The organism is Emcibacter sp. SYSU 3D8, assembly GCF_039655875.1.
Lineage (GTDB): Bacteria > Pseudomonadota > Alphaproteobacteria > SMXS01 > SMXS01 > RI-34.
In genome coordinates, this window is record NZ_JBBYXK010000001.1 from 700992 (window position 1) to 714830 (window position 13839).

The 13839-nt window shown below is 63.4% G+C and carries 6 protein-coding genes; 5 read left to right on the plus strand and 1 reads right to left on the minus strand.

The genetic code is table 11. The features are described 5' to 3' along the window. Positions 1-225 precede the first annotated feature (225 nt). The 5 genes from WJU21_RS03390 to WJU21_RS03410 all read left to right on the plus strand — a co-directional run bounded on the left by WJU21_RS03390 (position 226) and on the right by WJU21_RS03410 (position 13133). Positions 226-2790, plus strand: a complete 2565-nt coding sequence (locus WJU21_RS03390; RefSeq protein WP_346321966.1) for a TonB-dependent receptor — start codon at positions 226-228, stop codon at positions 2788-2790. Between the two features lie 392 nt (positions 2791-3182). Next, entirely contained in the window at positions 3183-5786 is a 2604-nt protein-coding gene (locus WJU21_RS03395) for a TonB-dependent receptor (protein ID WP_346321967.1), read from the plus strand. A 260-nt stretch (positions 5787-6046) separates the two neighbouring features. Next, positions 6047-8797, plus strand: a complete 2751-nt coding sequence (locus WJU21_RS03400) for a TonB-dependent receptor (RefSeq protein WP_346321968.1) — start codon at positions 6047-6049, stop codon at positions 8795-8797. Between the two features lie 188 nt (positions 8798-8985). Then, complete coding sequence (locus WJU21_RS03405; RefSeq protein WP_346321969.1) at positions 8986-10053, plus strand: efflux RND transporter periplasmic adaptor subunit; 1068 nt, start codon at positions 8986-8988, stop codon at positions 10051-10053. A gap of 2 nt (positions 10054-10055) precedes the next feature. Continuing rightward, on the plus strand, positions 10056-13133 hold the full coding sequence (locus WJU21_RS03410; protein ID WP_346321970.1) for an efflux RND transporter permease subunit: 3078 nt from the start codon (positions 10056-10058) through the stop codon (positions 13131-13133). Positions 13134-13136: 3 nt separating this feature from the next. Here WJU21_RS03410 and WJU21_RS03415 read toward each other — a convergent pair whose 3' ends face one another. After that, a complete protein-coding gene (locus WJU21_RS03415) occupies positions 13137-13802 on the minus strand; it encodes a hypothetical protein (protein WP_346321971.1) in 666 nt (221 codons plus the stop codon). Positions 13803-13839 lie beyond the last annotated feature (37 nt).

Below are 13839 nucleotides of genomic sequence, written 5' to 3' on the forward strand. Positions count from 1 at the left end.
CGAAAGAAGCGCCCGAATGCCGGCACTTTGGGGTTGCGCGACAAATGCAACTTCTTTAATCCGACGCGGGTAACACGGTAAAAGCCGGTTACATATCAGCTACTTGCAAGTCACTACCGAAACAATGCGCCCGGCTGCTGCCATGCGGTCACCGGGGTGGTCTCCGTATGTCCACGCCGGTCCGACAGGGACAGTGAATGCCGGGCCAATCCGAAGGGGTTCCCCATGAAAACAACCGACTCCCGGTCACGCTTGAGAGGTCCGGCCGTGCTGCTGGCCGTCTCGACCGTCGCATTGGCGACAAGCGCGGCCTTCGCTCAGGACAACACCAGCCCGCCGGCCGACGCCGGCTACCGGCCCTCCTCGACCATCGAGACGATCACCACCCAGGCGCAGAAGATCGAGACCAATATCCAGTCGACCCCCGTCGCGGTCACGTCGATCTCGGGCGAGACGCTGCAGCGGTCGTTCGCGCAGGATCTGCGTGATCTGAGCAAGAACACGCCGAACGTCATGATGGAACCGGTCGGCGCCTTCCAGAACGCCTCGGCCTTCTTCATCCGCGGCTTCGGCAGCACCGACATCGAATCCGCGACCGATCCGGGCGTCGGCATCTTCGTCGACGGCATCTACCAAGCCCGGACGTCCACCGGCCTGTCGGACATGCTCGACGTCGAGGCGGTCGAAGTGCTGCGCGGTCCCCAGGGAACCCTGTTCGGCCGCAACACCATCGTCGGCGCCGTGCTGCTCAACCACAACAAGCCCGACGTCAACGATTTCGACATGAAGGCCTCGGTCCTGGCGGGCAATTATGGCCGCCTGGACGTCAAGGGTGTGATCAACGTGCCGCTGGTCGAAGGCGTCGCCGCCATGCGGCTCGCGGTGAAGTCTACCAACTTCGACGGCTTCTATACCAACGAGACCGACCACACCCATTACGGCACCAACGACCGGATCACCATCCTGCCGAGCTTCCGCGTGGAAGGCGAGAGCTGGGATGCCACCATCCGCGGCGAAATCGGCCGCATCCGTGACGACAGCTACGCCAACGTCCAGTACAGCCAGTGCCCGGGCACAGCAGCCGATCCGTCAATTCCAGACACGGCGGCATTCCAGATGGTGCCGCGCATCAACTACTTGGTGAAGGGCGCCCAGGGCCTGACCGACGCCTGCGGCAAGCAGCCGGGCAAGGACGCCTACACCGTCCAGCACGACAACACCAACGGCCGCGGCTCGAATTTCGACATCTGGGGCCTGACCGGTGAATTCAACTACACCATCCCGGATGTCGGCACGTTGACCTATGTGGCCGGCTACCGCGACGCGCAGGAAGACGTCTACAACGACTTCGACGCCACCGACCTGCCGATCTACATGACCCGCCGCCAGCAGGATCACTGGCAGACCAGCCACGAACTGCGCTTCGCGTCGGAATTCTCGGACACGTTCGACTTCGTTGCCGGCCTCTACTACTTCAAGCAGAAGTACTACATGGAGCAGGACACCTACGGCTGGCTGTTCGACTCCAATTTCTCCACCGCCTTCGTCAACGCCATCACCGGCGCGCAGGGGCTTCAGCTCACCGACCTGAACGCCAGCGCCGGCGGCTTCGGCGCCACCACCCAGAGCAACACGTCCTGGGCGGCTTTCGTCAACGCCAACTGGCACTTCACCGACAACCTGACCCTGGTGGCCGGCCTGCGCTACACGGAAGAGACGAAGAACTTCGAGACCTGCGCGCCGTCGGCGATCAACGACCGCGCCAACCGGGCCTGCAACACCACGCCGAACCTGCCGGGCTCCACCTACTACAACAGCGACATCTCGCTGGCCGCCGGCGACAACAACTGGAGCAATGTCAGCCCGAAGGTCGGCCTCAACTGGCAGACCACGGACGACATGTTCCTCTACGCCAGCTGGACGCGCGGCTTCCGCTCGGGCGGCTTCAACGGCCGTTGCGGCACGCCGTTCTCATGCGCGCCGTTCGACCCGGAAACCGCCGACTCCTATGAAATCGGCATGAAGTGGGATCCGCTGGAGGAACTGCGCATCAACCTGACCGGCTTCTGGCTCGAGTACCAGAACCAGCAGGTGACGCTGATCCGCCAGTCGCCGGCAGCCTCGGGTGGCGGCAACGAGACGGTCACGGCCAACGCCGGCCAGGCCCGCGCCAAGGGTATCGAGCTGGAAGTGACGGCAGTGCCGACCGAAGGCCTCAAATTGTGGGGGGCCCTGGGCTTCCTCGACGCCAAGCGGACCCAGTTCTGCGCCGACGTCGACGGCATCGGTGCGTTCCCCGGCGCGCCGGGCGCCTCGTGCAACCCCGCCGACGAGATCGAGGTCGCCAACGCCAACTTCCCGAATGGCGGCTATGGCTACTATCCGGTCGATGCCTCGGGCCTGCCGCTGCCGCGCGCGCCGAAGTGGACGCTGTCGGCCGGTGTCTCCTACGAAGTCCCGGTTGCCGACATGGGCTTCCTCGAATTCGCCGCCGACTGGCGCTACACGTCGCGTTCGGTCCAGACCGCCGCGGGCATTCCCCCGGGAAGCACGGCCGGCATCATGAACTACGACGGCACCCTGATCACGCCGTGGCGCGACAAGGCGCACGTCTTCAACGCCAGCGTGACCTTCAACGAGATCGACAACCGCTACCGTGTGTCGGTGTTCATGAAGAACATCACCAACGAGCACTACATCCAGTCGATCACCGCAGTCGCGGCCCTGTTCAACTTCATGCAGGTGAACGAGCCGCGTCATTGGGGCGTCGAGGTCTCGCTCGATTTCTGATCCTTGATCAGCGACGACGACCGGTCGGGGAGCCTGCGGGCTCCCCGATTTTTTTTGCCTGCGGGCCCTCATGCGGCGCACCAGGAAAAGTCACCCATGCATGCAAAATGGCCACAGGCCACAGATTATGTGATTTTTTAGACACACCCAGAATCGAAATGCCAATCCCGTCACCTTCGCTGCTTTTTTCAATTGCGTTGGCGGGCGCGGCTGGCGTTACCTATTACCGCGCGGAAACAGCGCGAGGCCCTTGCATATCAGCAGTTTCAAGCTGATGGGGCGGTCCACGGGGGAACACATGCTACATCCGCAGGCCGCCGGCACTAACCAGCCCCGCTGTTTCCAGCGGGCACCCAAAACCGCACGATTTTGATCGTTCAGGGGAGTAACACATGAAGCAATCCAGATTTTTGATCGCGCCGAAATGGCCGATTGCGCTTGCGACGGTTTCCGTCGTGGCGCTTTCCGCCAGCTTCGCAGCCGCGCAGGACGCGCCGGCAGCGGTCGACGACGCCGGCCGCACTGGTCCCAGGACCCAGCTGGATACGGTCGTCACCCAGGCGACCCGTACCGAGACGTCGGCCCAGACAACGCCGGTCGCGACCACGTCGGTTTCCGGCGCGCAGCTCGAGCGCACATTCGCGACCGATCTTCGCGACCTGACAGCCGCGGCGCCGAACGTCAATCTTGAAGCAGTCGGCGCGTTTCAGAACGCATCCGCCTTCTTCATTCGCGGCTTCGGCAGCGCGGACATCGAATCCGCCACCGATCCGGGCGTCGGCGTCTTCATCGACGGCGTCTATCAGGCGCGTAGCTCGACGGCTTTGAGCGATCTCCTCGACATCACCACCGTCGAAATCCTGCGCGGCCCCCAGGGCACGCTGTTCGGGCGCAACACCATTGTCGGCGCCGTGCTGGTCAGCCATGGCAAGCCCGACCCCACCGAGTTCGACATGAAGGGCGAGATCACCGCTGGCAATTACGGCACCATCGACGTGTCGGCCATGATCAATGTCCCGCTGGTCGCCGACAAGGCCGCGCTGCGCATTGCCGCGAAGTCGACCAATAATGACGGCTTCTACAAGAATGCCACGGATGGCACCAATTACGGCAGCACCGACCGTATCACCATCCTGCCGTCGATCCGCTTCACGCCCAACGACAATCTGGACATCGTGATCCGCGGCGAAATCGTTCGCGAGCGCGACGATTCATGGGGCAATACGCCTTACAGCGCCTGCGGCGGCTCCAACGGCGTGTTCAACCCATTCGCCGCCGACAATTACGGCTCGGTTCCCGGCAACAATACGCAGACAGTGCCGCTGATCGCCTGGGCCTATGGCGGCCAGGCCGAGATCGACAAGGTCTGCGCCCAGGAACGCGGCAAGAACGATTTCATCGTCCATGCCGACAACACCAGCGGCCGCGGCTCCGACTTCGACATCTGGGGCATCACCGGCGAAATCACCTATGATCTGCCCGATGTCGGCACGTTCACCTATGTCGGCAATTATCGCGACGTGCACGAGAACGTCTTCAACGACTTCGACACGACCGATCTGCCGATCTTCATGACCCAGCGCGAGCAGTGGCACTACCAGACCAGCCACGAATTCCGCTTTTCGTCCAACTTCTCGGACACGATCGACTTCGTCGCGGGCTTCTACTATTTCCACCAGAAGTACACGATGTGGCAGGACACCTACGGGTGGCTGTTCGATCCGGGCTTCGGCGCGGCGCTTGGCTCGGCCATTGGCGGCCGTCTGACCGGCGCTCCCAATCCGGGCGCGGCGCTTGATGCGCTGAACCCGAATGCCTCAGGCTTCGGCGAGACGATCCAGGACAACACCGCCTGGGCCGCTTTCGTCAACGCCAACTGGCATATCTGGAACGGCATCACCCTGACCGCCGGCCTGCGCTACAACGACGAAAAGAAAAACATCGAGACCTGCGCGCCGTCGCCGGTGAACGATGGCGTCAACCGCGAGTGCAACCTGAATCCGCTGGTCGGCAACTACTTTGACAGCGATGTGGATATCGATACCGCAGCCGGCCGCAAGAACAACTGGAGCAATATCAGCCCCAAGGTCGGCCTGAGCTGGGAAGTCAACGACAGCCTGTTCCTCTATGGCAGCTGGACGCGTGGCTTCCGGTCGGGCGGCTTCAACGGCCGCTGCGGCTCGACCTTCACTTGCCAGCCCTACAACGAAGAAACCGCCGATTCCTATGAAATCGGCGCCAAGTGGGATGGCCTCGACAACCGCTTGCGCGTCAATCTGACGGGCTTCTACATCGACTACAAGGATCAGCAGGTTTCCATCATTCGTCAGTCGTCCGGTTCGGGCGGCGGCCAGGAGACCGTCACCGACAACGCGGCGAACGCCAAGTCCAAAGGCATCGAACTGGAAGTCACGACGCTTCCGGCGGATGGCCTGACGATTTGGGGATCCTTGGGCTGGCTGAAGAGCAGCCGCGACTTCTGCACGGACATCGATGGTCCGACCACGGTCGATCCGGGACCCGCGTCAGGTTCGTGCGATCCTGACAATGCCTTCTCGTATATCGACAATGGCACGACCTTCTACATCTACCCCACCCAGGTGCTCGTCCCGCTTACGCGTGCGCCGAAGTGGACGCTGGCCGCCGGCTTCGCCTACGAGGTTCCGGTCGGCAATGCGGGCACCATCGAGTTCGCCGCGGACTGGCGCTACCAGTCGAAGAACAACCAGGCCTCGAACGGCGTTCCGGCCGGCGTGACCACCGGTCTCCTCAACTACAACGGCGTGCTGGTTACCCCGATCCGCAGCAGCGCTCACATCTTCAATGCCAGCATCACCTGGCGTGAGATCGAGGATCGGTACCGGGTTTCCCTGTTCATGAAGAACATCGGCAACGTCCACTACATGCAGTCGCTGACTGCGGTGGCCGCCCTGTTCAACTTCATTCAGGACAACAACCCGCGCACCTACGGTGTAAAGGTCGCATTCGACTTCTAAACACCAGGTCGATTCAGACAGTGGGGGAGCCTTCGGGCTCCCCCTTTTTTTTGTGGCCGGATATTACCTCCAGGTAAGGTCAGTATTGCTGCCTGAATATTAGGCATTCACATCCGTCTCATTTTGGGTGATGTTACGGGGTGGTAATACGCAGCTGAAACGGGGAAGGGTTCAGCTCGCACTTGTATGAAATTACGGCTCCCGATGTGTTCCGGGAGACCGGGAGAGTATTGTCTGTCAACAGGGGAGGAAAAAGTCTCATGGCCATCGATCATGGCTTGCTCAAGACGCTTTGGATTTCGCCTACATTACTTGCCGTCTCCGGCATCGCCCTAAGCGCCGGCAGCGCCTTTGCCCAGAATACGCCGGATCCCGCCCCGGCATCGAGCGGCCGCTCAGTCATCGAACAGGTCGTCGTCACCACCAAGCAGGGTCAGCAGGACGTTCAGGAAATACCGGTGTCCATGACCGCGGTCACCGGCGAGCAACTACAGCAGTCCTTTGCGCAGGATCTACGCGACGTCACCCAGTTCGCGCCAAACGTGTCGCTTGAACCGGTCGGCATCTTCCAGAATTCGGCCTCGTTCTATATCCGGGGACAAGGCACGGCCGACATCGAATCCGCCTCCGACCCGAAAGTGTCGATCTTCATCGACGGCGTCTATCAGGCGCGCGTCTCCACCGCCCTCTCGGATTTCCTGGACGTGTCGCAGGTCCAGATCCTGCGCGGGCCGCAAGGCACCGAGTTTGGCCACAACACGGTGGCCGGCGCCGTCGTCGTCGAGCACAACAAGCCCGACACCGAAGACGCCAGCATCTCCGGTTCGGTGCTGGTGGGCCAGTTCGGCCGCATGGACGTCAAGGGCGTGGTCAATGTGCCGCTCGTCGAGGGCAAGGCCGCCGTCCGAGTCGCCGCCAAGTCCACGAATTTCGACGGCTTCTGGCTCAACTCGTTCAACAACGAGAAGCGCGGCGCGAACGACCGCCTGACCTTCAACCCGTCGATCCGGTTCACCCCCAACGACAACCTGGAAGTCATCGTTCGCGGCGAATACAGCCGTATCCGCGATGATTCCTACCCGACCCAGTCGCACAATTACTGCCGTCAGAGCACGCTCCAGGCGCTCGGCGACGGCGGTTTCGGCCCCAACGCGGCCAACGACCTGGTCATTCTGGGCGAGTTCCTGTTCGCCAACGTGGTTCAGGGCAAGGACGTCCTGACCTCTGCCGCCCAGGCCGACGCGCTGTGCGGCAAGCCCATCGAAGACGTTACCGTGAAGGAGGAATACACCTTCTATAACGAAGAGGAGCGCGGCAACTTCGCCAACAACGACATCTGGGGAATCACCGGCGAGATGAATTACATCATCCCCGACATCGGCACGATCTCCTATGTGGGCAATTACCGCTCTGTCGAGGAAAGCATCCGCTTCATCATCGAGACCTCGGCCATGGACATGTTCGCTGGAACGCGCGACCAGGAGCATTTCCAGACCACCCACGAGCTGCGCTTCGCGTCGGACTTTTCCGAGGTTTTCGACTTCGTTGCCGGTCTCTACTACTTCAAGCAGGAATACACCATGCTGCAGCAGTCCTACGGGACGCTGTTCGAGCCCAACATCCTGTTTGGGCCGTTCTCGGGCACCACATTCACCCACCCGGACTCCAACAGCCAGGGCGGTTGGAGCAACCAGGTCAACGAGTCCTACGCCGCTTACGTCACCGGCAACTGGCATGTGACCGACAAGCTGACCCTCACCGCAGGCGTCCGCTACACCCATGAATCGAAGACTTTCGAGCATTGTGGCGTCGGCGCCGGCGATCCGACCGCCGACTTTGTCCACGATGCCTCGGGCTGCAACAACGTGCCGACATGGACGCCGGACCTGACCCAGCCGACCTTCCTGATCGCCGGTGCCGGCACACCGCGCCTGGCGTTGGCCCCCGCCTACGGCTTCGACGCCAGTGGCGGCCTGGAGGGCGGATGCCGTCCGGTGATGACCGGCAACCCGGCCGATGGCCAGATCTTCTGTAACAACCGCCTGCAGGGCAAGGCGTCGTGGAGCAATTTCAGCCCGAGGGTGGGTATCAAATACGAATTCAACGACGACCTGATGACCTTCGCAACCTGGAGTCGCGGCTTCCGGTCCGGCGGCTTCAACGGACGCGCCACCACGCCCACCACCATCGGACCGTTCAATCCCGAACGCGCCGATAATTTCGAGGTCGGCATGAAGTCGGAATGGTTCGACAACCGGCTGCAGCTCAACCTCAACGGCTTCTGGACCATCACCAATGGCCTGCAGCAGGGCTTCATCCGTCCGTCGCAAGGCGCTGGCGGCCAGGAGACCGTCGTCGCCAATATCGGTTCCGTGACCAATCGCGGCTTCGAGGTCGAATGGTCGACCATCCCGGTCGAGGGCCTCAATATCTTCGGCTCCATCGGCTTCCTCGATACCAACCAGAAGGGGTACTGCACCGACGGTGACGGCTTCAGCGGCACCGATCCCAACAATCCGCCGCCGCCGCCCTTCGATTTCCTCGAGCAGTGCGCCGACGCGGAAGCCGTGTACAACGAGATCGGCCAGTTCCTCGGCTGGCTGGTGCCAACCGACAATTCCAATCTGGTCCCGGGGCCGCGCACCTCCAAGTGGACGTTGTCCTTCGGCGCCAGCTACGATGTGCCGGTTGGCAATCTCGGCACGCTGACCTTCGCCGCCGATGCGCTGTACCGCACCAGGCAATTCATCTCGGCCTCGACCGCGGCCGAGCTGGACGGCGTGCACCAGTTCAACGGCACGTTCCTCGACCACTACCGCCAGGCCAACTGGATCATCAACGCATCGATCGGTTTCCGCGAGATGCAGAACCGTTACCGGGTGTCGTTCTTCGTCAAGAACATCACCAACGAACTCTACAATCAGGCCACGACCAATGTGGGCGGGCTGTTCGAGTTCCGCGTACCGAACCAGCGCCGCCACTGGGGCCTGGAACTGAGTTTCGACCTCTAGACAAGCTCTCCCGTGTGGAAGAACTGGGGGCCGCAAGGCCCCCTTTTTTTTGCCTGTCGCGCCGCCAGATGCCTGCGCCGCAGGTGACAAACCGCCCCGCACGGCATAGAGTTCGAAATAAATCTGCGCGTGTGCTGGTTAATGGCGGCCGCCGGATCTTGGGGATACGAAAGGCAACCGGCGAACGGATGCGGGACATCAGGAAAATCGGCGTCGCTGCCGTTGCCGCGCTGGTCGTGGCCGCCGGCGTCTATTGGGGCATGGTGCGCGACGGCGACCCGGCCAGCGCGGTTCCGGCCGCCGGCAGGACGGTCATCGTCGAGGCGGCGCCGGTCCAGGTCCGGCCGGTACAGCAGGAGGTCAACGCCATCGGCACCTTGCGATCAGAGGATTCGATCGTCATGCGGCCCGAACTGGCAGGCGTGGTGACGGCCATCGGCTTCAAGGAAGGACAGCCGGTGCGCAAGGGACAGCTGCTGGTCGCCCTCGACGGCTCGATCCACGAGGCCGAATTGGCGCAGGCTCAAGCCAGCCTTACCCTGAGCCGGGCAAACAACGATCGCACCGCCGAACTCCTCGCCAAGGGCGCCGCCTCGCAGCGGACCCGCGACGAAAACCTGTCGAAGATGCGCATGGACGAAGCGACCCTTGCCCTTGCCCGCGCGCGGCTGGCAAAGACACGGATCACCGCGCCCTATGACGGCGTGGCCGGCCTGCGCAAGGTGGCCGTCGGCGACTACGTCACGCCCGGGCAGGATCTGGTGACGCTCGATGTCATCGACCCGATCAAGCTCGAGTTCCGGGTGCCGGAGATTTATCTCGCCCACGTCGCCATGGGCCAGACCGTGACGTTCCAGCTCGACGCCCTGCCCGGCCAGACCTTCAAGGCCGAGGTCTACGCCATCGATCCGCAGGTCGATGTCGACGGCCGCAGCCTGGCGATCCGCGCCCGCGCCGACAATTCCGGCCGGACACTGCGCCCTGGCCTGTTCGCCCGCGCCTCGCTGGGCCTGGCACGGCACGAAAACGCCATCCTGATTCCCGAAGAAGCCATTATCCCGCAGGGCACCGACCATTTCGTCTACAAGGTGACCGGTGGCAAGGCCGCCATGACCCAGGTCAAGACCGGCATCCGCCGCGACGGCGTGGTCGAGATCGTGTCCGGCCTGGGCGCTGCGGACACGGTGGTGACCGCCGGCCAGCTCAAGCTGCATGACGGCGCGGCGGTGAATGTCAGGAGCGCCTCGGCGGACTGACCATGAATATTTCGGAACTCAGCATCCGCCGGCCGGTTTTTGCGACCGTGATCAATGTGCTGGTGGTTCTGCTGGGGCTGATCGCCTTCGATCGCCTGTCCGTGCGCGAATACCCCGACATCGACGAACCCGTGGTCAGCGTCGAGACCCGTTATCCCGGCGCCAGCGCCAAGGTCATCGAATCCCAGGTGACCATTCCGCTCGAGGAAGAACTGGCCGGCATCGAGGGTATCGATTTCATCAGTTCGATCAGCCGGGCGGAAAAAAGCGAGATCACCATCCGCTTCAAGCTGGACCGCGACGAGGATGCCGCCGCCAGCGACGTGCGCGACCGCGTCTCCCGCGCCCGCGGCCAGCTGCCCAATGACATCGACGAGCCGGTGATCGGTAAGGTCGAGGCCGACGCCGGCGCGCTGATCTGGGTGGTGTTCTACAGCGACAGATTCGACCAGCTCGTCGTCACTGAAGCGGCCGACCGGCTGGTAAAAGACCGGCTGCAGGTGCTGCCCGGCGTCGCCAAGGTGATCTATTACGCTCCGCGCTACTATGCCATGCGCATCTGGCTCGACCGGACCCGCCTCGCCGCCTATGGGCTGACACCCGCCGACGTCGAGGACGCGCTGCGCCAGCAGAACGTGGAGATTCCGGCCGGCCGCATCGAGAGCAACGAGCGCGAGTTCACCGTGCTCGCCGAGACCGACCTCAACACGCCCAAGGAATTCGAGCAGATCGTGCTCAAGGACGCCGACGGCTACCTGGTCCGCATCAAGGACGTGGCCAAGGTCGAGCTGGGTGCCGAGGAAAATCGCGAGATCGCCCGCTATTCCGGCCGTCCCGCCACCGCGCTGGGCGTGGTCAAGCAGGGCAAGGCCAATCCGCTGGCGGTGGCCGACGAGGTCCACGCCATCCTGCCCGAGTTGCTGAAGTCGCTGCCCGACGGCATCACCGGCGAGGTCAACTGGGACAAGTCCGTCTACGTGAAGGCGTCCATCGACGCCGTCTACGTCACCATCATCGAGGCCTTCGTGCTGGTGCTGGCGGTCATCTTCCTGTTCCTCGGGTCCTGGCGTGCGACCCTGATCCCGCTGCTGACCATTCCGATCGCGCTGACCGGCGGATTCTTCCTGATCTTCGCCTTCGGGTTCAGCATCAACTCGCTGACCCTGCTCGCCCTCGTGGTTGCCATCGGCCTCGTCGTCGACGACGCCATCATCATGATGGAGAACGTCTACCGGCACATGGAGAACGGCGAACCCCGGCGCGAGGCGGCGCTGAAGGGCAGCAAGGAAATCGGCTTCGCCATCATTGCCATGACCTTGACCCTGGTCGCCGTGTTCGCGCCCGTGGCGTTCACGCCCGGCCGCACCGGCAAGCTGTTCACCGAGTTCGCGCTGACCCTGGCCGGCGCGGTACTGATCTCGGGCTTCGTCGCCCTGACGCTCACGCCCATGATGTGCTCGAAGATGCTGAGCATGAAGGAGCGCGAAAGCGGCTGGCTTTCGCGCCGTATCGACCGGGTGTTCAGCGCCCTGACCACCAATTATCGCCGCGCGCTGACGGCAGCCATGAAGCGGCGTAATGCCATCTTCCTGCTGGCCGGCTGCATCGCCGCGGGCACGGCGTTCCTGTATTCCACGCTCAAGCACGAGCTGTCGCCGCAGGAGGACCGCGGCTTCTTCGTCGGCTATTTCCTCGGCCCCGAGGGCGCGACGCCGGAATACATGAACAAATACGCCGCCGAACTCGAGAAGCTCTACATCGGCAGCCCGGACATCCAGTCGAATTTCTATACCGCGGTGGGCCGCCCGACCATCAACCAGGGCTATTCCTTCGTGCTGCTGACACCGTGGAAGGATCGTGGCCGCAGCTCGCTCGAGATCCAGAAGGAGCTGGCGCCCAAAATGGCGGCAGTGCCGGGCGTGATCGCCCTGCCGAACAATCCGGGCTCGTTCGGCAGCTCGCCCCAGGACGCCAATATCGATTTCGTGATCCAGACCACCGGCAGCTATGAGGAACTCAATGCGGTGGCCGACAAGGTCATGGAGCGGGCATCCAAGGTTCCCGGCTTCTCGGCGCTGCGTAATGACCTGAAGCTCAACAAGCCCGAGCTGAAAATCAACGTGAACCGCAACAAGGCGGCGGCCACCGGCGTGCGCGTCGACGATGTGGGCCGGACGCTGGAAACCATGCTGGGCAGCCGCGAGGTCACCCATTTCAAGCGCGGCAACAAGCAATACGACGTCGTGCTGAAGATCGAGGACGTCGACCGGCGCAATCCCGAGCACCTGCGGACCATCTTCGTGCGCAACCAGGACGGCCAGATGATCCCGCTGGAGAGCCTGGTCGACATGACGGAATCGGTCACGCCGCGCGAGCTCAATCACTTCAACAAGCTGCGATCCTCGACCATCACAGCCAATCTGACGCCGGACTACAATCTGGGCGATGCGCTGGACGTGCTGGAGAGAACCACCCGTGAAGTCGCGCCCGGCATGCAGATCGACTACAAGGGCAACGCCCGGGAATTCAAGCAATCGGGCGCCAGCATGGCCATCACCTTCCTGCTGGCGCTGGGTTTCATCTACCTGTTCCTGTCGGCCCAGTTCGAGAGTTTCATCGACCCGCTGATCATCATGCTGACCGTGCCGCTGGCCATCGGCGGCGCGCTGGCCACCATGAAGCTCACCGGCGGCACCCTCAACGTCTACAGTCAGATCGGCCTGATCGCCCTCATCGGGCTGATCACCAAGCACGGCATCCTGATCGTCGAGTTTGCCAACCGGCAGATCGAGCAGGGCCAGCCCAAGGTCGAGGCGGTGATCGAGGCGGCGGTGCTGCGGCTGCGCCCCATCCTGATGACCACGGGCGCCATGGTGCTGGGCGCGGTCCCGCTTGCCATCGCCACCGGCGCAGGCTCCGAAAGCCGCCACGAGATCGGCTGGGCGCTGGTCGGCGGCATGACCTTCGGCACCGCCTTTACCCTGTTCATCGTCCCGGCGTTCTACACCCTGCTGTCACGGCGCAAGCCGGAACCGGCCGCGAAGGTCACGCCCGGCGGCGCGGCAATGCCGGCGGAATAGACGTCAGGCCGTCGCGAACCAGATGGTGTGCCGCGCGCCCTTGCCGACTCTGGCGCGGACCATCACCTCCTCGACATCGAACCCGGTCTTGCGCAGGCGCTGGCTGAACCTGGCGTCGCGCCCGGCGGACCAGACGGCAAGCACGCCGCCGGGCTGCAGGGCGGCCCGCGCCCAGTTCAATCCGCCCATGTCGTAGAGATCGTCGTTCGACTCGCGGGTCAGGCCCGTTGGGCCGTTGTCCACGTCGAGCAGAATGGCGTCCCAGGCGGACCGCTGCGCGCGCATCAGCGCACCCACGTCGCCCACATGAATGGTCACCCTTGGATCGTCCAGGCAGGTGCCGAACACCGCTTCCATCGGGCCCCTCGCCCATGCCACCACTTCCGGCACCAGTTCCGCCACATCGATCCGCGCATCGGGGCCGAAACTCGCCAGCGCCGCGCGCAGGGTGAACCCCATGCCCAGCCCGCCGATCAGGACGCGCGGCCTGGCGCGCGAACGGATGCGCGCCGCCGACATGGTGGCGAGCGCTTCCTCGGACCCGCTCAGGCGGCTGTTCATCAACTCCATGCGGCCGAGCATGATCGAGAACTCGGCGCCCCGCTGGTTCAGGCGCAGCTCGTCGCCGCCGGGGATGGTTGCTGTATCCAGGTGTTTCCAGGGGATCAATGATCGGCCTTTCGGTTGCGCGCGCGACCATACACCG

Excerpts from the sequence above, each read along its gene's own strand:
- WJU21_RS03400 (WP_346321968.1), top strand. The coding sequence starts at position 6,047 with ATGGCCATCGATCATGGCTTGCTCAAGACGCTTTGGATTTCGCCTACA.
- WJU21_RS03405 (WP_346321969.1), top strand. The coding sequence starts at position 8,986 with ATGCGGGACATCAGGAAAATCGGCGTCGCTGCCGTTGCCGCGCTGGTC.
- WJU21_RS03390 (WP_346321966.1), top strand. The coding sequence starts at position 226 with ATGAAAACAACCGACTCCCGGTCACGCTTGAGAGGTCCGGCCGTGCTG.
- WJU21_RS03395 (WP_346321967.1), top strand. The coding sequence starts at position 3,183 with ATGAAGCAATCCAGATTTTTGATCGCGCCGAAATGGCCGATTGCGCTT.
- WJU21_RS03410 (WP_346321970.1), top strand. The coding sequence starts at position 10,056 with ATGAATATTTCGGAACTCAGCATCCGCCGGCCGGTTTTTGCGACCGTG.